General features: G+C 65.1%; 19 protein-coding genes. 9 read left to right on the top strand and 10 right to left on the bottom strand.

Annotated features, from left to right (window positions below; genetic code table 11):
* Positions 1-25 precede the first annotated feature (25 nt).
* Complete coding sequence (locus tag ACH13J_RS09735; RefSeq protein WP_397543133.1) at positions 26-1855, bottom strand: extracellular solute-binding protein; 1830 nt, start codon at positions 1853-1855, stop codon at positions 26-28.
* A gap of 222 nt (positions 1856-2077) precedes the next feature.
* On the bottom strand, positions 2078-2998 hold the full coding sequence (ppk2, locus tag ACH13J_RS09740) for a polyphosphate kinase 2 (protein WP_397543134.1): 921 nt from the start codon (positions 2996-2998) through the stop codon (positions 2078-2080).
* 158 nt (positions 2999-3156) lie between these two features.
* Between ppk2 and ACH13J_RS09745 the strand changes: the two genes are divergently transcribed.
* A complete protein-coding gene (locus ACH13J_RS09745; protein ID WP_397543135.1) occupies positions 3157-3930 on the top strand; it encodes a 3-hydroxybutyrate dehydrogenase in 774 nt (257 codons plus the stop codon).
* A 93-nt stretch (positions 3931-4023) separates the two neighbouring features.
* Entirely contained in the window at positions 4024-5040 is a 1017-nt protein-coding gene (locus tag ACH13J_RS09750) for a patatin-like phospholipase family protein (RefSeq protein ID WP_397543136.1), read from the top strand.
* Between the two features lie 41 nt (positions 5041-5081).
* On the opposite strand, the gene ACH13J_RS09755 is transcribed toward ACH13J_RS09750, so the two are convergent.
* Positions 5082-5780, bottom strand: a complete 699-nt coding sequence (locus ACH13J_RS09755; RefSeq protein ID WP_397543137.1) for a DUF502 domain-containing protein — start codon at positions 5778-5780, stop codon at positions 5082-5084.
* A gap of 234 nt (positions 5781-6014) precedes the next feature.
* Between ACH13J_RS09755 and rpsB the strand changes: the two genes are divergently transcribed.
* Entirely contained in the window at positions 6015-6788 is a 774-nt protein-coding gene (rpsB, locus tag ACH13J_RS09760; RefSeq protein WP_397543138.1) for a 30S ribosomal protein S2, read from the top strand.
* 74 nt (positions 6789-6862) lie between these two features.
* Positions 6863-7738, top strand: a complete 876-nt coding sequence (tsf, locus tag ACH13J_RS09765; RefSeq protein WP_397543139.1) for a translation elongation factor Ts — start codon at positions 6863-6865, stop codon at positions 7736-7738.
* A 377-nt stretch (positions 7739-8115) separates the two neighbouring features.
* Here tsf and ACH13J_RS09770 read toward each other — a convergent pair whose 3' ends face one another.
* Both ACH13J_RS09770 and aroQ read right to left on the bottom strand, forming a co-directional pair.
* The gene (locus ACH13J_RS09770; RefSeq protein ID WP_397543140.1) at positions 8116-8871 is read right to left on the bottom strand and encodes an autoinducer binding domain-containing protein; all 756 of its coding nucleotides are present in this window, start codon (positions 8869-8871) and stop codon (positions 8116-8118) included.
* Positions 8868-9311: a type II 3-dehydroquinate dehydratase gene (gene aroQ, locus ACH13J_RS09775; RefSeq protein ID WP_397543141.1), complete on the bottom strand. Its 444-nt coding sequence runs from the start codon at positions 9309-9311 to the stop codon at positions 8868-8870. The genes ACH13J_RS09770 and aroQ overlap by 4 nt, the downstream gene beginning before the upstream one ends.
* A 423-nt stretch (positions 9312-9734) precedes the next feature.
* On the opposite strand from aroQ, the gene ACH13J_RS09780 reads away from it, so the two are divergent.
* Positions 9735-10049 (top strand): DUF1476 domain-containing protein, encoded by a 315-nt coding sequence (locus tag ACH13J_RS09780; RefSeq protein WP_397543142.1) that lies wholly within the window; start codon positions 9735-9737, stop codon positions 10047-10049.
* A gap of 88 nt (positions 10050-10137) precedes the next feature.
* The gene (gene bmt / locus ACH13J_RS09785) at positions 10138-11175 is read left to right on the top strand and encodes a betaine--homocysteine S-methyltransferase (protein WP_397543143.1); all 1038 of its coding nucleotides are present in this window, start codon (positions 10138-10140) and stop codon (positions 11173-11175) included.
* Between the two features lie 50 nt (positions 11176-11225).
* On the opposite strand, the gene ACH13J_RS09790 is transcribed toward bmt, so the two are convergent.
* Positions 11226-12314: a PA0069 family radical SAM protein gene (locus ACH13J_RS09790; protein WP_397543144.1), complete on the bottom strand. Its 1089-nt coding sequence runs from the start codon at positions 12312-12314 to the stop codon at positions 11226-11228.
* 201 nt (positions 12315-12515) lie between these two features.
* Here ACH13J_RS09790 and ACH13J_RS09795 point away from each other — a divergent pair, with 201 nt between their 5' ends.
* Together ACH13J_RS09795 and ACH13J_RS09800 are read left to right on the top strand one after the other, a co-directional pair.
* Positions 12516-13220: a corrinoid protein gene (locus ACH13J_RS09795; RefSeq protein WP_397543145.1), complete on the top strand. Its 705-nt coding sequence runs from the start codon at positions 12516-12518 to the stop codon at positions 13218-13220.
* Positions 13221-13290: 70 nt separating this feature from the next.
* Entirely contained in the window at positions 13291-13926 is a 636-nt protein-coding gene (locus ACH13J_RS09800; protein WP_397543146.1) for a DUF1638 domain-containing protein, read from the top strand.
* A 78-nt stretch (positions 13927-14004) separates the two neighbouring features.
* Here the strand turns inward: ACH13J_RS09800 and ACH13J_RS09805 are convergent, their stop codons facing one another.
* Positions 14005-14415 (bottom strand): SufE family protein, encoded by a 411-nt coding sequence (locus tag ACH13J_RS09805; RefSeq protein WP_397543147.1) that lies wholly within the window; start codon positions 14413-14415, stop codon positions 14005-14007.
* A 136-nt stretch (positions 14416-14551) separates the two neighbouring features.
* Here ACH13J_RS09805 and ACH13J_RS09810 point away from each other — a divergent pair, with 136 nt between their 5' ends.
* The gene (locus tag ACH13J_RS09810; RefSeq protein ID WP_397543148.1) at positions 14552-15136 is read left to right on the top strand and encodes a hypothetical protein; all 585 of its coding nucleotides are present in this window, start codon (positions 14552-14554) and stop codon (positions 15134-15136) included.
* A 20-nt stretch (positions 15137-15156) separates the two neighbouring features.
* Here ACH13J_RS09810 and rnd read toward each other — a convergent pair whose 3' ends face one another.
* From rnd to purM, 3 genes are all read right to left on the bottom strand, one after another.
* Positions 15157-16317, bottom strand: a complete 1161-nt coding sequence (rnd, locus tag ACH13J_RS09815) for a ribonuclease D (RefSeq protein WP_397543149.1) — start codon at positions 16315-16317, stop codon at positions 15157-15159.
* A gap of 82 nt (positions 16318-16399) precedes the next feature.
* Positions 16400-16993: a phosphoribosylglycinamide formyltransferase gene (purN, locus tag ACH13J_RS09820; protein ID WP_397543150.1), complete on the bottom strand. Its 594-nt coding sequence runs from the start codon at positions 16991-16993 to the stop codon at positions 16400-16402.
* Positions 16990-18036 (bottom strand): phosphoribosylformylglycinamidine cyclo-ligase, encoded by a 1047-nt coding sequence (gene purM / locus ACH13J_RS09825; protein WP_397543151.1) that lies wholly within the window; start codon positions 18034-18036, stop codon positions 16990-16992. The genes purN and purM overlap by 4 nt, the downstream gene beginning before the upstream one ends.
* Positions 18037-18201: the final 165 nt, after the last annotated feature.

Raw genomic sequence — 18201 nt, forward strand, 5'->3', positions numbered from 1 at the left:
AACCTCGTGGTTTTCTCTGCCTGTCTTATTCTTTTGCCTCGTGCCACCAGACCACGGGAAGGAACCAGACTCCATCCCCGTAGACGGGCAGGTTTTCCTCTGGATACTTCAATTCGTCCAGATGGGCAATGCGCCCCACGGAATAGCGGTGAATCGGGATGACGTAGCGGCCTGAAATCAACACGCGGTCGAGCGCGCGGACAGCTGACACGAATTCCGCACGGCTGGTCGAGGACAGCATTTCGTCGATCATCGCGTCCGCCGCCGGCGAGGTCATCCCCATCAGGTTGCGGCTGCCGGGCTCGTCGGCGGCCTGCGAGCCCCAGTAGAAGCGCTGCTCGTTGCCGGGGCTGAGGGACACGGCCCGGCGCATGAAGGTGATGTCGAAATCGAAGTTGCGCTCGCGGGCGCGGTACTGGGCGCTGTCGACCGTCTCGATCCGCAACGCGATACCAAGACGCCGCAGGGCCTGCGCATAGATTTCCATGTAGGTGCTGACCTGCGCGAGCAGCGCGTCCTGACGCAGCAGCACGGAGAGCCGGAGCGGACGCCCCTCGGCGTTCTTGAGCACGCCCTCCTGAACGGTCCAGCCCGCGCGGGCCAGCAACTCAAGCGCGGTGCGGATATTGCCGCGGTTGCGCTTGGTGCCGTCGCCCTGCGGCAGCTCGTAGCCCTCGAGCGCACCGGGCAGCAGGCTGTCGGCATAAGGCGCCAGCAGCTCGCGCACGCGGCCCTCGGCCGGCCCCTGGCGCATGGCCAGTTCGGAATTGGAGAAGTACGAGCTGATACGCGGCTGCCGTCCGCCCGTAAGCGTGTCGTTGACATATTCGAAATTGAACGCGTGGATCAGCGCCGAACGCACGCGCCAGTCGTCCAGCGGCGCGCGCCGGGTATTGAAAACGAAGCCGGTCATGCCCGACGGCTTGCCGTGGGGAATTTCCGACTTCACGATCTCGCCGCGCTCCACCGCGGGGAAATCGTACTGCGTTTCCCACCGTTCGGCGTTGAACTCGCGGATGTAGGACAGCGCCTGTGCCTTGAACGCCTCCTGCAGCACGGTGTTGTCGCCGTAGAATTCGATGCGGATCTCGTCGAAATTGTGTGTGCCGCGCCGGAAGGGCAAATCGCGCCCCCAGTAATCCGGATCGCGCCGCAGGGTCACGTGCCGGCCCACCTCGTAGTCGGCCACCGTGTACGGCCCGGACCCGACCGGGACATCCTCGATGCTGGCGTCGGCGAACGGCTTGTCCTGCCATTGGGATTTTTTCAGGATCGGCCGCAGCCCGGCGATGAGAGCCAGCTCGCGGTCGGCCGTGTTGAAGGTGATCCGCACGCGGCGCGGGCCGGGGGACTCGATGCGCGCGACCTTGGACCAGAACGCCCGGTAGCGGGGGTGCCCGTCCTCGCCGAGCGTCCGGTAGGACCAGATCACGTCCTCCACCGTAACCGGCGTGCCGTCGGAAAACGCCGCCTTCTTTCTCAGGGTGAATTCGACCCATTCGCGGTCAGGCCCCGTCTCCACCGATTCGGCCAGCAGGCCGTAAAGCGTGAACGGCTCGTCCCGCGAGCGGCCCATGAGCGATTCGTGGGTAAAGAATCGGAGCTGCCAGGGGGCCTCGCCCTTGAGGGTGAACGGGTTCAGCGTGTCGAATCCGCCCACGTTCCCCGTCACCACGCGCCCCCCTTTGGGCGCCTCCGGGTTGGCATATGGCAGCGACACAAAATCCGGTGGCAGGGCGGGGTCGCCGTACATAGCTATGCCATGGGCCGGCTCCCCGAAGGCGGATTGGGCGAAGATTAAAAGGCCGATACCGGCCAGCGTGGCCCGCATCCGGGCGAAAAAATGTGGTCTCATTCCGGCAACAATCCCGTATCGCCCTTGTTTGCACCGACGAGACGGTAAAGCCGGATTCACGCCTTTTCAAACTTTTAGCTTGGATCGTGGCGCCAGATTGCTTATAAAGGACCCACTGCTCGATAGGTTTCTTGCCTGTATGAAACCTGCCTCAATAACTGAACGCCGGCCTCGTGCCGGCGTTTTTTTTTGGTGTGCAGACACCCCGGGACACGGGGCGCGTCAGTACTTGGACGGCACGTAGAGCTTGTCCGGCAGAACGCGGCGTTCGTAGTCGGAGTTGTAGACGCGCTCAGGCAGCGTGATCTCCTCGTGGTCCACGGGTTCGTAGGGGATCAGGCTGAGCAGGTGATCGATGCAGTTCAGGCGCGCGCGCTTCTTGTCATTGCCCTCGACGATGTACCACGGCGCCTCGGGAATATTGGTGCGCTCCAGCATCTCCTCCTTGGCCTTGGTGTAGGCTTCCCACTTGACCCGGCTCTGAAGGTCCATGGGGCTGAGCTTCCATTGCTTGAGGGGGTCGTGGATGCGCATGAGAAAGCGCAGTTGCTGTTCCTCGTCGGTGATGGAGAACCAGTACTTCACAAGACGGATGCCCGACCGGACGAGCATGCGCTCGAATTCCGGCACGTCGTTGAAGAAGTCCTCGATCTGCCGGTCGTCGGCAAAGCCCATGACGCGCTCCACGCCGGCGCGGTTGTACCACGACCGGTCGAACAGCACGATCTCGCCGCCGGCCGGCAGGTGCGGCACGTAGCGCTGGAAATACCATTGCGTCTTTTCGCGGTCCGACGGGGCGGGCAGGGCCACCACGCGCACCACGCGCGGATTGAGACGCTGCGTTATGCGCTTGATGACACCGCCCTTGCCGGCGCTGTCGCGCCCCTCGAAAATGACCACGATCTTTTCGCCGGTGGCCTGCACCCAGTCCTGCAACTTGATGAGTTCCGACTGAAGCGTCAGCAGCTTGACGAAATAGTCCTTGCGCTCCAACGACGGCGGGTGCGCCTGACGGTAGATCCGACGGATTTCCATCGACAGGGCCGGCTCCGAGATTTCCAGCTCGTAATCCTCGTCAAGCGTGTCGGCGAGTTCGGAGGCCAACCAGTCCGCCGCGCCGCCCGTCTCGGTGTCGTCGTTCATCGCATCCTCCTGAAAAGCGCCAGCCATCTCCTTGATGCCCGTGTCGCGGCGGGACCGCAACGATTACGTGATTTCGTGACTCAAGGCCGCATCGGGGCATTTATTTCGCAGCTGCAGCATGGCAGGGTCCGCGCAAAGGAAGTGCGCGGAGGAAGAAGATGTCAGTCGAAGGCAAAACCGTGATCGTGACCGGGTCCAATTCCGGCATCGGGCTGGGCGTGGCAAGGGAATTCGCCCGCGCGGGCGGCCGGGTCGTGTTGAATTCCTTCACCGATACCGAGGAGGATCACAAGCTCGCCCGGGAGATGGGCAGCGAGTTCGGAACCGAGGTCCGCTACGTGCAGGCCGACATGTCGAACCCGGCGCAATGCCGCGGGCTGATCGAGGCGGCCGGTGGCTGCGACATCCTCGTGAACAATGCCGGTATCCAGCATGTCGCGCCGATTCCCGAGTTTCCTCAGGAGAAGTGGGACGCGATCCTCGCCATCAATCTCAGCTCGGCTTTCCACACAACCGCCGCGGCCCTGCCCGTGATGCGCGAGCGGGGCTGGGGGCGGGTCGTCAACATCGCCTCGGCACACGGGTTGACGGCAAGCCCGTTCAAATCGGCCTACGTGGCGGCCAAGCACGGGATCGTGGGCTTTACAAAGGTCACCGCGCTCGAGACCGCCGAGGAACCCATCACCGCCAACGCGATTTGCCCCGGCTACGTGCTGACACCGCTGGTGGAGGCGCAGATTCCCGACACGATGAAGGAGTACGGCATGGAGCGCGAGCAGGTGATCCGCGAGGTCATGCTCCAGCGCCAGCCATCAAAGGAGTTCGCAACCGTCGAACAGATCGGTGGAACCGCGCTCTACCTGTGTTCGGAGGCAGCCGCGCAAGTGACGGGCACCACGATCAGCGTCGATGGTGGCTGGACGGCGCTGTAACGGGATTCGAACCGCCGGCGCGCGCCGACGGGGTGGGGGTTTCACCCCCACACCCCCGAGGGTATTTGACCCAAGAAGAAAAGGGGCCGCGCGATGAAACGTATCAACCTTGCCCTGCAAGGCGGTGGCGCGCATGGCGCCTTCACCTGGGGGGTACTCGACCGGGTGCTAGAGGAACCCGACATCGAGATCGCCGCGATCTCGGGCACCTCGGCCGGCGCGTTGAACGGGGCCGCGGTAAAGGCGGGATGGCTTGAGAACGGCCGCGCCGGCGCGCGGGCCCATCTCGACTGGCTGTGGGCACAGATGGGCGCGATCGGCGACATGCGCCTTGCGGCATGGATGTCGGGCACGCCGGTCATGCCGGGACATGTGGCCGACATGCTGGAGATGTCGCCGCAGTTTCACATGGCCGACGCGATGACGCGGATCGTCTCGCCCTATGCCTACGGACCGTTCTACCGCAACCCGCTGGAGCGTGTCGCGCGTGCCTTCGAGTTCGACAAGGTCTGCGCCGCGGAGGGGCCGCGGCTCTTTGTCGGGGCGACCAACGTGCATACCGGCAAGATTCGCGTTTTCACCGGCGACGACATCTCGACGGAGAGCCTGCTGGCCTCGGCCTGTCTGCCCACGCTCTTTCAGGCGGTGGAGATCGACGGGGCGCATTACTGGGACGGCGGCTATACCGGCAACCCGGCGTTGTTCCCGCTTTTCGAGGCCGGGCTGCCCGCCGACATCGTCATCGTCAACATCAACCCGCTGGAACGGCCGGAGGTGCCGCGCGGGCCGCAGGACATCCAGAACCGCATAAACGAGATCAGCTTCAACTCTTCGCTGCTGCGCGAACTGAGAGCCATCAATTTCGTCCAACGCCTGCTGGACGCCGGCAGGGTGGAGGAGGGCGCGATGAAGCGCGTCTTCGTTCACATGATCGCCGATGACGCCTTGATGCGCGAGCTGTCCGTGGCCACCAAGCTGGTGCCGACTCCGCTGACGCTGGGACGGCTGAAAACGGCGGGGCGGCAGGCGGCGGAACGATTTCTGGAGGACCACGGCGCCGCCCTGAACAGTCACGGCACGGTTGATATCGACGCCACCTGCAACGGCTAGGCCGGCAGCACGGCCCGCCCGGACGGGGCCGGGGCGCTCGTTCAGGCCGCTCGGCCGGGCAGGGGCGTTTCGTCCTGCTGCTGCTGGCCGGGATAGACCAGCCCCGCCGAGATGACCAGCTTGGCGGCGTCCTCCACCGACATGTCCAGTTCGATCACGTCCTCCCGCGGGAGGAACAGCAGGAAACCGCTTGTTGGATTGGGCGTGGTCGGCAGGAAAACGGAGAGCATGTCGCTGCCGGTTTCGGCCTTCTGCACCAGTTCACCCTTGGCCGTGGTGGAGATGAAGGCGATGGCCCAGATACCCTTGCGCGGGTACTGGATGAGGCACGCCTTCTCGAAGCTGCGCTCGCTCTGGGCGAACACTGTCTCGGCGATCTGCTTCACCCCCGAATAGATCGAGCGCACGACGGGCATCCGGTCGACGAGCGATTCCCCGAAGCGGATGAGAGACTTGCCGATCAGCCCCTTGGCCACCCAGCCCACGACGATGGTGAACAACAGGAAAATGATGACACCGACGCCGCGCAGGTTGATCCCGATATATTCCTCGGGGCGGAAGCGCGCGGGGACGAGAGGCAGCACGACACTGTCGACCCATCCCATGAGCGTCCAGACGAGCCAGATCGTCAGCCCGACCGGGGCGATCACCACGATGCCCGTCAGGAAGCTGGCCCGGACCCCCGAAAACGGGCCCGGTTTCTTGGTGGGATGCGGATCTTCGTCGAAGGGAGTATTCATGCGCCTGGTCTGCCGCGTTCGGACCGCTGACATGTAAGCACATTCTGCGGCTTGAGCAATGGGGTTGGCCGTGCGGGCAGGGGTTGCACGCGCCCCGTGTTGAGTTTATAGGCACGCCATTCACTCCGCAGGCACGGGCGGGCCGCCCGGGGGAGACATCCCCGGCTGTCCACCGGTTGAAGCGATCCGCTTCTCATCCCGTGCCGAGGCGCAAACCGGAAAGGAAACAGGACCATGGCTCTACCAGAGTTCACCATGCGCCAGCTGCTGGAAGCTGGCGTGCATTTCGGCCACCAGACGCGGCGCTGGAACCCCCGCATGGGCGAGTTCATCTACGGGGCGCGCAACGGCATTCATATCGTCGACCTGACCCAGACCGTGCCGATGCTGGACGCGGCGCTGAACGCGATTCGCGAATGTGTCGCCAAGGGCGGGCGCGTCTTGTTCGTGGGCACCAAGCGGCAGGCGAGCCAGCCGATCGCGGATGCCGCCGAGAAATGCGCGCAGTATTACATGAACCACCGTTGGCTGGGCGGCACGCTGACCAACTGGCAGACGGTTTCGAAATCGATCCAGCGTCTGGCCCACATCGACGAGGTGCTGGACGCCGGCGCCGAGGGTATGACCAAGAAAGAGCGTCTCGGCATGGAGCGCGAGCAGGAGAAGCTGCAGGCCAGCCTGGGCGGGATCCGCGAAATGGGCGGGCTGCCCGACATGCTCTTCGTGATCGACGTCAAGAAAGAGGCGTTGGCGGTTGCCGAGGCCAAGAAGCTGGGCATCCCGGTCGTTGCCGTGGTGGACACCAACTGCTCGCCCGAGCGGGTCGATCACATCATCCCAGGCAATGACGACGCGGCGCGCGCCATCGCGCTTTACTGCGATCTCGTCAGCCGGGCAGCGCTCGACGGCATGTCCGCCCAGCTTGGCGCCGCGGGCGTCGATGTTGGCGCGATGGAAGAGGCCCCGACCGAAGAGGCCGCCGCCGAGGACGCCCCGGTCGAGGGCTGAGACGTTTCACGAAACTGACATGGGCGGCGCGCTAATGCGCCGCCGTATCCCTTGAAGACTTGAGGAGAGCCAGCATGGCGATCACAGCAGCAATGGTGAAGGAACTGCGCGACAGCACCGGCGCAGGCATGATGGATGCGAAGAAGGCACTGACGGAAACCGATGGTGACATGACGGCCGCAATCGACTGGCTTCGCACGAAAGGGCTGGCCAAGGCCGCCAAGAAATCCGGCCGGACGGCCGCCGAGGGGCTCGTCGCCGTCAAGGTGGACGGCGGCAAGGGCGTGGCCGTCGAGGTCAACTCCGAGACCGACTTCGTTGCCAAGAACGCGGAATTCCAGGCGATGGTGGCCGACATCGCCAGTGTCGCACTGGACGTGGCGGATGTTGACGCGCTGAAAGACGCTGATCTCGGCGGCAAGAGCGTGGCCGACACGATCACCGACAAGGTGGCCACGATCGGAGAGAACATGTCGTTGCGCCGCATGGCCAAGGTAGAGGGCGAGACGGTCGTCTCCTACGTTCACAACGCGGTCACCGACGGCATGGGAAAGATCGGCGTGCTGGTCGCGCTGAGCGGCGGCGACGCGGGCTTTGGCAAGCAGGTCGCCATGCACATCGCGGCGACCAATCCCGCGGCGCTCGACGAGGCGTCACTTGATCCGGAAATCGTCGAGAAGGAGCGCCAGATCCAGATGGAGATCGCCCGCGAGTCCGGCAAGCCCGAGAACATCATCGAGAACATGATCAAGGGCCGCATGAAGAAATTCATGTCCGAGGTGACGCTTCTTGGCCAGTCCTTCGTGATCAACCCCGATCAGACCGTGGCCGAGGCCGCCAAGGAAGCCGGGGCAGAGCTCATCGGTTTCGTGCGCTTCGAAGTGGGCGAGGGGATCGAAAAGAAGGAAGAAGACTTCGCAGCCGAGGTGGCGAAAGCCGCCGGAAGCTGAACAATACCCGCATTAGCAATGCCTTGCGGCGCCTCCCCCGGGACACGGGGTGAGGCGCCGTTTTTTTAGGGACACCCGGCGGTACACGTGACGATTCGTCCAGACGGGTTGGACGGCGCTGCCCGGGACAGGACAGCGCCGTAGACCCGCTGCAACCATGGGGATGATTTGACAGCGGGAAGTCGAGTGCCGACCGCTAGCCCGACCAATAGGGCTGGCGGCCGACAATGAAAGGATCGCAGTGCCCTGGAATTGCAGGGGTACGCTCCAGTGTTCCTTGGCTCGAAGCCACCACTCACGGAACCCGACAATTCTGCAATGTGTTATAAATACGGAAAAGTACGGAATTCCTTACCCAAGATAATTTTAATACGAAATTAGAGGCTTAGCGCGAAAATCTGTTGCTGGAAAGCGGCCTTTACCACCGCCTGTGCCGTGGTTTCCGCTCCGAGCGCCTCACGCGCGAGTCGCAGGTGCTTTTCTACCGTGACGCGGGTCAGCCCCATCAGCAGCGCGATGTCCTGCACGGTTTTCCCGGCGCTGACCCATTCAAGCACCTCGCGCTGGCGCGGGGTCAACGGCCGGGCCAGGGGGCGATGGGGCAGGGACATGATGCGCAGATGCGTCAGGTTGTTCAGCAACAGGATGTCCTCGCCGTGCCGCGCCCAAAGCGCATCGACATCGGCCTGGCTCACGCCCTTGCGCGCCGTCAGGCCGATCGCGCCCTTTGCCCGCGCGGATACGGATTTGAAGCTGATCGTGAACCCGGCCGCAACACCCATCGAGCGGTTGAACTCGATCACCCTCTGTTCCTCCGGTGTCAGGATGTTGGCCGCCTTCATCTTGCCGATAAGCGCCCAGGATTGCGGCCCGTCATGCTCGCGCGCCCACCGAACCATCGGCGCGTTGTGGAACAAACCTTCACCGATGAATTTTTCCATGTAGGCGGGGTCATGATTGCTCAGCAGGATGAAATCCTCGGGGTCACCCAGCGACGTTTCGGTCATGAAGCGGCTGAAGCCATAGATAAGACGGTCGAAGCCGTACTCTGCCATGCGCCGCGTGTGCATGTCCCACAACTCTTCGACGCTGTTGGCCGTGATCAGAGCGTTAAGCTCGTCCGACGGGATCAATTGCGCGCCTCCAGGTGCCGCGCCATCGCCTCGATGGCAAGCTCGTAACCGGCCGGGCCGAAGCCACAGATCACGCCGATCGCCACGCGGGCGATGTAAGAGGTGTGGCGGAACGAGTCCCGTGCATGGATATTGGACAGGTGCAGCTCGATCGCCGGCAGCGCGACCGAGCTCAGCGCGTCCATCAATGCAATGGATGTATGCGTGTAGGCGCCCGCGTTTATGACGATGCCGCGATGCGTTCCCGCCGCGGCGTGAATGTGATCTATCAGCCCGCCTTCGCTGTTGCTTTGTTCGAAGCCGAGCTCCAACCCGAGGGTGCTGGCCTTGCTGCGGCACATGAGCTCGATTTCGCCAAGCGTGGTTGCACCGTAAACATCCGGCTGCCGCTGGCCGAGCAGGTTCAGGTTGGGACCGTTGAGCACAAGGATTGACGTCATGAAACACCTGCCGTTTTTGGAATATACTGTCGGCGCGGCGCGGGCGTGTCGAGAGAGAACGACACGATTTTCCCGCGCTGCAATACCAGTGTGATACAATTGCAGTTATTGTTGGAAAGCGGGGCTGTCGCGCATAGGCCGAGGCAATTGAATCGACCCTTGCAAAGCATTAGCGATTACACCTAACAGCTTGTGATGCCTTGCATTTGACTGTGACCTTATGTGACGCCGCGCCTGGTAGTTATTTAACATAATATTGATTATGCGTTTATTGTTCGGTATCGTGACAAGTCGGTCTGCGCGGGTGGCCTGTGCCTCGGGCACGCCTGCGGGCGTCTTTGCGTTTGGCCTGCCCCCTTGCGGTTCAGCCGTCCAGAAGGCATATCAAGACCCAACGTAACACCGTGCCAGGGAGCGGCCAAAATGACCACCTTCGACGACCGCGAGAACGCCTTCGAAAACAAGTACGCCCATGACGAGGAAATGAAGTTCCGCGCGCAGATGCGCTGCAACAAACTGCTTGGACTCTGGGCGGCGGAAATGCTGGGGAAAACCGGGGACGACGCGCAGGCCTACGCCACGGAAGTCGTGAAATCCGATTTCGAGGAGGCCGGTCACGAGGACGTCGTGCGCAAGGTCGCCGGAGATCTCGGGGACCTCGCAGATGCCGATACCATCCGCGGCAAGATGGTGGAGTTGCTGAAGGTCGCCAAGGACCAGGTGATGAAGGAAGGCTGACCGCCCTGCCCCGGCACAGGGGCACGGGCCGCATTCGCGGGACGCGTGCCGTTCTCGACGGAAGCTCCCCCGCAAGCCAGGAGAGACCATGACCAACGCCCTCGCCCGCATGCTCGCAAAGCGGGACTGGATACTCGCCGACGGCGCCACAGGCACCAACCTTTTCAACATGGGCCTGGAGTCGGGTGATGCGCCGGAAATCTGGAACGAGACGCACCCGGACCGGATTGACAGGCTCTATTCCATGGCCGTGGCAGCGGGCAGCGACCTTTTTCTCACCAATTCCTTCGGGGGCAACGCGGCGCGGCTGAAGCTCCATGGCGCGGAAAAACGTGCCCGCCAGCTGTCAAGCATGGCCGCCGAGATCGGGCGCGAGGTCGCGGACCGCCAGGAGCGCCCCGTGGTCGTGGCGGGGTCGGTCGGACCCACGGGCGAGATCATGGCACCGATGGGTGCGCTCACCCATGAACTGGCCGTCGAGATCTTTCATGAGCAGGCCGACGGCTTGAAGGAAGGCGGCGCCGACGTGCTCTGGCTCGAGACCATTTCGGCGCCGGAGGAATACAAGGCCGCGGCCGAGGCGTTCGCGATGGTCGACATGCCGTGGTGCGGCACGATGAGCTTCGACACCGCGGGGCGCACGATGATGGGGCTCACCTCGGCCGATATGGCCGAGATGGTCGAATCCCTGCCCAACCCTCCGCTGGCATTCGGGGCCAATTGCGGCGTGGGCGCATCGGACCTGCTGCGCACGGTGCTCGGTTTCGTGGCGCAGGGCACCGAGCGGCCCATCGTCGCCAAGGGCAATGCCGGCATCCCCAAATACGTGGACGGGCATATCCACTATGACGGCACGCCCGACCTCATGGCCGACTATGCCGTTCTGGCGCGTGACGCCGGCGCGACGATCATCGGGGGCTGCTGCGGGACCATGCCCGCGCATCTCGAACGGATGCGCGACGCGCTGGAGACGCGCCCGCGCGGCCCGCGCCCCACGCTGGAGCAGATCACGGCGGCGCTCGGCCCCTTCTCTTCTGCCGTGGATGGCACCGAGGAAGACAGCGCCGCCAAGCCCGTTCCGCGCCGCGGCAGCGGCAGCGGCCGCGGACGCCGCCGCCGCGGCTGACCCGGCCGCGTCGGGTGCCGCGTCTTTTGCACCCCGCCCCCTGGGGCCGATCAGAATAGCGAAAGCTGGTCGCCCACGCGCGGCGGGCGGGCAAAAAGGTCGGTGCGCAACGGTGGCGCGTGATGGGCCAGACCCAACCGTTTCACCGCGATGTCGAAGCGCCGCGCGATCATCCCGGCATGTGCGCCGGACCCGCGCATGCGGCGCCCCCAATCGGCGGCGTAGTCGCGGCCGCCATGCATCTCGCGCACCAACCGCATGACGCGCCCTGCCCGATCCGGGCAATGGCTGTCCAGCCACTCACGGAAAAGCGGCGACACTTCGCGCGGCAGGCGCAACATGACCCAGCTCGCGGCAATGGCCCCCGCGTCGCGCGCCGCCGCCAGCAGTGACTCCAGTTCGTGATCTGTGAGGCCAGGGACGACCGGCGAGGTCATCACGCGCACCGGGATGCCCGCGGCACTCAGGCGCCGGATCGTCGCCAGGCGGCGCGCGGGCGCGGGCGCGCGGGGCTCCATCCGGCGCGACAGGGCGGCATCCATCGTCGTGAGCGAGATCCCGACCCGCGCCAGTCCGCGCGATGCCATGTCCGAGAGTATGTCCATATCCCGCTCCACGAGGCACCCCTTGGTCACCACGGCCACCGGATGATTGAAGCGGTCGAGAACGCGCAGGCAGGCGCGCGTGATTTCATGCTCGCGCTCGATCGGCTGATACGGGTCCGTATTCGTGCCGATCGCGATCGTGGCGGGCCGGTAGCCGCGCCGCCCCAGCTCCTGCTCCAGCCGCCGGGGCAGGTCTGGTTTGGCCACCAGCCGGGTCTCGAAATCCAGCCCCGCCGAAAGGCCCAGCCACGCGTGGCTCGGCCGTGCAAAGCAGTATATGCACCCGTGTTCGCAGCCGCGGTACGGGTTGAGCGAGCGGTCGAATGGCAGATCGGGCGAGCGGTTGTATGTGATTGCGCTCCGCGTCCGCTCGGCGCCGGTCTGGGTGCGCAGCACCGCGGCGTCGTCCGCGCGCGGCCAGCCATCGTCGTCATGGCTGCGACCGTACCGCTCGTGACGGCCGGCCGCGTTGCTTGCCGCGCCGCGGCCGCGCCGCCTGAGGCCCGGATCGATCGTATCGTCGCGGCATCTCATGGGATGGACGATGGAACAAACATGGAACACTGTCAACCGGGCCGCCGAAAACGGGCGTTAACCACCTCGCCCCCATGGATTTTCCCCCACAGGTCGGAAGCGAGAGCGCCAATGTCGCAATTCGCAAAGTGAAGGTGCGACAAATTGACGATGAAGCAGGGAGACCAACGCGCCCCGCGCCTGCGATGCAAGGATCAGCCCATGTCCGACGAAGAAGACGACATCATCCTCTCCGAGCTGGACGACGAGGAACTTGTCCAGCAAATGTTCGACGACCTTTACGACGGTCTCAAGGAAGAGATCGAGGAAGGCGTCAACATCCTGCTGGAGCGGGGATGGGAACCCTACCGCATCCTGACCGAGGCGCTCGTCGGCGGCATGACGATCGTGGGAAAGGATTTCCGCGACGGCATCCTGTTCGTCCCCGAGGTCCTGCTGGCCGCGAACGCGATGAAGGCGGGGATGAACATCCTCAAGCCTTTGCTGGCCGAGACCGGCGCGCAACGGGTCGGCAAAATGGTGATCGGCACCGTCAAGGGCGACATTCATGACATCGGCAAGAACCTCGTCTCGATGATGATGGAAGGCGCCGGGTTCGAGGTTGTCGATATCGGGATCAACAACCCGGTCGAGAACTACCTCGAGGCGTTGGAGAACGAACAGCCCGACATCCTCGGGATGTCCGCGCTGCTGACCACCACGATGCCCTACATGAAGGTCGTGATCGACACGATGGTGGAACAGGGCGTGCGCGATGACTACATCGTTCTCGTGGGCGGGGCTCCGCTCAACGAGGAATTCGGCCGTGCGATCGGCGCCGACGCCTACTGCCGCGATGCCGCGGTGGCCGTGGAAACCGCCAAGACGCTCGTGGGCCGCAAGCACAACCAGGGCGTCACGGCCTGAAACGGGCAGGACACGGTCCCTGACGGCCCGCCAACGGTTGCGCGGGCCGCTTTCATTCGGAGCGCGTGCAATGACGGAGCTGCCAAGCGACGCGACCCTGACCGAAGCGGGCTATTCAGAGCCGGCCCGCGGGCGGATCCTGCTGGTCGCCTGCGGCGCCCTCGCACGCGAAATCCTCGCGCTCAAGCGCGCCAATGGCTGGGACCACATGGATCTCACCTGCCTGCCGGCCAAGCTGCACCTGTATCCCGACCGGATCGTGCCGGAGGTCGAGCGCACCGTGCGCGCCAACCGCGATCGCTATGACGAGATCTTCATCGTTTACGCCGATTGCGGCACCGGCGGGCAACTTCAGGCCAAGTGCGCCGAGCTCGGGGTCGACATGGTCGAGGGCCCGCACTGTTACGCCTTTTTCGAGGGCACCGAGGCCTTCGCCCGGCGCGACGAGATGACGGCGTTCTACCTGACGGATTTTCTGGTCAAGCAGTTCGACGCCTTCGTGTGGAAACCGATGGGCCTCGACCGCCACCCGGAATTGCGTGACATGCTCTTCGGCAACTACACCAAGCTGGTCTACCAGGCGCAGACGCGCGATCCGTCGCTGGAAGCAAAGGCGCGTGACTGCGCCGACCGCCTCGGGCTCGATTACGAGTACCGCTATACAGGCTATGGCGACCTGCAGCGCGCCCTCGCCGCCCGCGCCTGATCCCGCCCTTCTTCTTGGGGCAAAATACCCCGGGGTGAATTGGCCCGCAGGGCCAAGAGGGGCAGCGCCCCTGCCCCCTCAGGCCGCTTCCGCGGACACCTGCCGGATACGCTCGATCATCGCGCGCAGCCCGTTGGAACGTTGCGATGACAGGTGATCTTCCAGCGCCAGCCGGGCCAGCTCGCCCTGCGCGTCGATGCGGGGCACCTCCGCCACCGGCGTCCCGTTGTAGAGCGCCTGCAGAACGGCAATGAGCCCGCGCACGATCATGGCATCGCTGTCGCCCTCGAAAGAGAAGGTTCCGTTTTCCACGCGCGGATGCAACCATACCTGGCTGGCGCAGCCTTCAACCTTCGTGGCCGGAACCTTCAGCGCATCGTCGAGCGGCTCCATCGCCTTGCCCCGGTCGATGACGTACCGGTAGCGGTCTTCCCAATCCTCCAGGAACTCGAAATCCTCGACGATCTCCTCGAATGCCTCGCGTGCCACGTCTGTTTGTCCCTTCGGGGTTTCGTGTCACCGAATACCTAGGCGCGGTTTCGCCCCGCGTCCAGACCCCGTGGCGCTTTTCAAGTGGCAGTATATGCGTTAACAGGCCACCAGGCTAGTTGAAGGGTCTGCGCCAATGCGGTTCACCGTCGTCATCATGCTCATAGCGTCCATCGGCCTTGCCGGCTGCGGCGGCAGCCTGCGCGAGTCGCGGCTCAACCCGGTCAACTGGTTCGGAAGCAGCACCTCGCAGGAGGTCGAATCCGGCACCGTCACCACGGCGGACGGCCGGGTGGAGGAGATCAACCCGTTGATCGGCGAGGACAAGCAATCGCAGCTTGTCGCGGCCAACCGGTCTTCATTGCAGAAGTCCGGCATCCTGCGTCGCCGCAACAAGGAATCGCCGTATCTGGGCACCCGCGTCGACCAGGTGACGGAGCTCGGGGTCGAACCCACCTCGACCGGCGCCATCGTCCGGGTCAGCGGATTGTCGGGCCGGCAGGGCGCCTTCGACGTCCGCCTGCTCCCGCTCGACGAGGACCAGCCGCAGGACGGCGTGATGACCTACGAACTGCTGGCATTGCAGCCGGTGAACACCCCGCAGGGTCCGGCGCGGACCCGTCAGCTGCAGGCGGCCGCGCCGCTCAGCAGTGCCGAACTGGACGAGATCCGCACGATCCGGGTGATCGCCCGCCGCAACGTGCGCACGACGCGCCGGTAGCCCTGCCGCTTCGTGCCGGCTCAGCGGTCGATGGCGATGACGCTCTGGCCCTCGACCGCGAGCGCGATACGCCCGTCGCACAAACGCAGCGCGTCCCGCCCGAACACTTCCTGCCGCCAGCCGCGCAGCGCGGGAACGTCCCGCGCACCTGCCGCGATCGCATCCAGATCGGCGGCGCTGGCGATCAGCTTGGCGGCCACGCCGTAAGTGTCCGACTTGGCCTTCAGCAGAACACGCAACAGGTCGGCCAGCGCGGGGTTGACCTGCAGCTTCTCGCGGCTGCGATCGGGCCTGGGCATCCGGTCGGCAGGGCACTCCAGCCCCGCCTCTACCGCCGCGAGGATGCCCTCGGCGATCTCGCCCTTGCGCGCCTCCCGCAGCAGCAGGCGCGACCGCGACAGGTCCTTTGCCGTGACCGGCTTGGTAGAGGCCAGTTCCAGCAGCGCGTCATCCTTGAACACGCGGTTGCGGGGGATGTTGCGGCGTTGCGCGTAATCCTCGCGGAACCGCGCCAGCTCGCGCACGATCGCCAGCATCTTGCCCGAGGCGTTGCGCGTCTTGACGCGTTTCCACGCCTCCTCGGGCCGGATGATGTAGGTCTCGGGGTCGGTCAGGATCTCCATTTCCTCTGCAAGCCAATGCGCGCGCCCCGTCTCCTCGAGCTTGGCCGAAAGCTGGTCGTAGATGTCACGCAGATGGGTCACGTCCGCCAGGGCGTATTTCTTTTGCGCTTCCGACAGCGGGCGACGCGACCAGTCGGTGAAACGTGACGTCTTGTCGAGCGACTGCTTGGCCAGCTTGCGCACCAGTGTTTCGTAACCCACCTGCTCGCCGAAACCGCACACCATCGCCGCCACCTGCGTGTCGAAGAGCGGCGCGGGGATCAGCCCGGCCTCGACCTGGAAAATCTCCAGGTCCTGGCGGGCCGCGTGAAAGACCTTGACCACCGACGTGTCGCGAAAGAGCTCGTAGAGCGGCTCCAGCGACATGTCCTTGCCCTCGATCGGATCGACCAGCACGGCGTCCGCCTCCCCGCGGGAGGGCAGCGCCAGTTGCACGAGGCAGAGCTGGGAATAATAGCTCCGCTCTCGCAGGAACTCGGTATCGACGGTGACATAGGGTTGGGTGCGCGCCTTTTCGCAGAAACGCGCAAGCTCTTCGGTTGTGGTGATCGTTTTCATGGGTGGCGGGGCTCGCGTCCTTTGATGTTATCTTCCCCCCTGCCCGTATAGGACAGCCAGCTGGAAAAGGAAACCGGCAGGCTCAGGGCAGCCGGACGGGCCTCCTGTCGCCCTGCGCGAAGCGGCGGAGCACAGCGGGGTAGAGCCGGTGTTCCTGCTCCAGAACCCGCGCCGCAAGCGATTGCGGCGTATCGCCGCGTCGGACCGGCACGCGCGCCTGCCCCAGAACCGGCCCCGCGTCGAGCTCGGGCGTCACCTCGTGAACGGTGCAGCCCGCCTCGGCGTCACCGGCGGCCAATGCCCGTGCATGGGTGTCGAGCCCGGGATACTTCGGCAGGAGCGAGGGGTGGATATTCAGCATCCGTCCTTTCCACGCCCGGACGAACCCGGCGGTCAGGATGCGCATGAACCCTGCGAGACAGACGATATCGGCCCCCGCCGCCTCCAGTTCGTGCTGCAGGGCGGTCTCGAAGGCGATACGGTCGCCCCTGAACGGGCGGTGATCGACCACCGCCGTGGGCACGCCCCGGGCCGCGGCCTTTTGCAGCCCGCCGGCATCGGCGCTGTTGGACAGCACCAGGCAGGGCCGCGCGGGGTGGTCGCCAGTCATGCTGTCCACCAGCGCCACCATGTTGGACCCGCCGCCCGATATCAGGATGGCGACGCGTTTCGTCACTGCAGGGTTCCGGAAAAGGTCACGCCCTGCCCTTCGCACAGATGGCCAAGCCGGACGACGCTTTCGCCCGCGGAGCGCAGCGATGCGGCGAGGTCCTCGGCCTTGGCCGGATCAACTGCCAGCACCATGCCGACGCCGCAGTTGAAGGTCTTGAGCATTTCGTCGGAAGAAAGCCCCCCCGTCGTGGCGAGCCAGCGAAAGACGCCGGGCAGCTCCCACGCGTCAAGGTTCACCTCGGCGCCGACACCCGCGGGCAGAACGCGCGGCAGGTTCTCTGTCAGCCCCCCGCCCGTGATGTGGGCCAGCGCGTGAACCCCGCCCGAGCGCACGGCCGAAAGCGCCGGCTTGACGTAGAGCCGCGTGGGCGCCAGCAGCGCCGCGCCGAGGCTGCCCCCGCCCCAGGGGCACGCCGCATCCCAGTTCAGCCCGGACATCTCCACCAGCTTGCGCACGAGGCTGTAGCCGTTGGAATGCACCCCGTCTGCCGCCAGCCCGAGCAATACGTCCCCCGCCTGAACCCCGCGCGGCAGGTCCGCCCCGCGTTCCATCGCGCCCACGGCGAACCCCGCAAGGTCGAAATCACCGTCGGCATACATGCCCGGCATCTCGGCCGTCTCGCCGCCGATGAGGGCGGTGTCGGCGCGTGCGCAGCCCTCGGCAATGCCTTCCACGATCCGCGCCGCAGTATCCGCATCCAGCCGGCCGGTGGCAAAATAATCCAGGAAAAACAACGGCTCGGCCCCTTGGCAGACCAGATCGTTCACGCACATCGCCACAAGGTCGATACCGATGGTATCCACGTTCCCGGTATCGATGGCGATCCGCAGCTTGGTGCCCACGCCGTCTGTCGCCGCCACGAGGATGGGGTCGTCATAGCCCGCGCCCTTGAGGTCGAACAGCGCGCCGAAGCCCCCCAGCCCCGCCATCACGCCCGCCCGCGTGGTCCGCTTGGCCGCGGGCTTGATCCGTTCGACGAGCGCATTGCCAGCCGCGATGTCCACGCCCGCGTCGGCGTATGTCATGCCGTTCTTTCCGTTGCTCATCCGTCTCACCCCTCGCCGTGCCCTGCTGGCGCCGGGTTAGCCCAAGCGCGCGGCGAAGGAAAGCGCCTTGGGTCGCGCGCATGGGCGCCCCGTGTTCAACAGGCTGAAAAGCCGGAAAAACCCGCTGTCGGCCCGGCATCGCCGCCGCGCCGGTCCGCGACGCCG

It is taken from the genome of Roseovarius salis (assembly GCF_044472985.1).
Classification (GTDB): domain Bacteria; phylum Pseudomonadota; class Alphaproteobacteria; order Rhodobacterales; family Rhodobacteraceae; genus Roseovarius; species Roseovarius salis.

Excerpts from the sequence above, each read along its gene's own strand:
- rpsB (WP_397543138.1), top strand. The coding sequence starts at position 6,015 with ATGGCTCTACCAGAGTTCACCATGCGCCAGCTGCTGGAAGCTGGCGTG.
- ACH13J_RS09790 (WP_397543144.1), bottom strand. The coding sequence starts at position 12,314 with ATGAGATGCCGCGACGATACGATCGATCCGGGCCTCAGGCGGCGCGGC.
- ACH13J_RS09800 (WP_397543146.1), top strand. The coding sequence starts at position 13,291 with ATGACGGAGCTGCCAAGCGACGCGACCCTGACCGAAGCGGGCTATTCA.
- ACH13J_RS09810 (WP_397543148.1), top strand. The coding sequence starts at position 14,552 with ATGCGGTTCACCGTCGTCATCATGCTCATAGCGTCCATCGGCCTTGCC.
- ACH13J_RS09780 (WP_397543142.1), top strand. The coding sequence starts at position 9,735 with ATGACCACCTTCGACGACCGCGAGAACGCCTTCGAAAACAAGTACGCC.
- ACH13J_RS09795 (WP_397543145.1), top strand. The coding sequence starts at position 12,516 with ATGTCCGACGAAGAAGACGACATCATCCTCTCCGAGCTGGACGACGAG.
- ACH13J_RS09745 (WP_397543135.1), top strand. The coding sequence starts at position 3,157 with ATGTCAGTCGAAGGCAAAACCGTGATCGTGACCGGGTCCAATTCCGGC.
- purM (WP_397543151.1), bottom strand. The coding sequence starts at position 18,036 with ATGAGCAACGGAAAGAACGGCATGACATACGCCGACGCGGGCGTGGAC.
- rnd (WP_397543149.1), bottom strand. The coding sequence starts at position 16,317 with ATGAAAACGATCACCACAACCGAAGAGCTTGCGCGTTTCTGCGAAAAG.
- bmt (WP_397543143.1), top strand. The coding sequence starts at position 10,138 with ATGACCAACGCCCTCGCCCGCATGCTCGCAAAGCGGGACTGGATACTC.
- aroQ (WP_397543141.1), bottom strand. The coding sequence starts at position 9,311 with ATGACGTCAATCCTTGTGCTCAACGGTCCCAACCTGAACCTGCTCGGC.
- tsf (WP_397543139.1), top strand. The coding sequence starts at position 6,863 with ATGGCGATCACAGCAGCAATGGTGAAGGAACTGCGCGACAGCACCGGC.
- ACH13J_RS09755 (WP_397543137.1), bottom strand. The coding sequence starts at position 5,780 with ATGAATACTCCCTTCGACGAAGATCCGCATCCCACCAAGAAACCGGGC.
- ACH13J_RS09735 (WP_397543133.1), bottom strand. The coding sequence starts at position 1,855 with ATGAGACCACATTTTTTCGCCCGGATGCGGGCCACGCTGGCCGGTATC.
- ACH13J_RS09750 (WP_397543136.1), top strand. The coding sequence starts at position 4,024 with ATGAAACGTATCAACCTTGCCCTGCAAGGCGGTGGCGCGCATGGCGCC.
- ppk2 (WP_397543134.1), bottom strand. The coding sequence starts at position 2,998 with ATGAACGACGACACCGAGACGGGCGGCGCGGCGGACTGGTTGGCCTCC.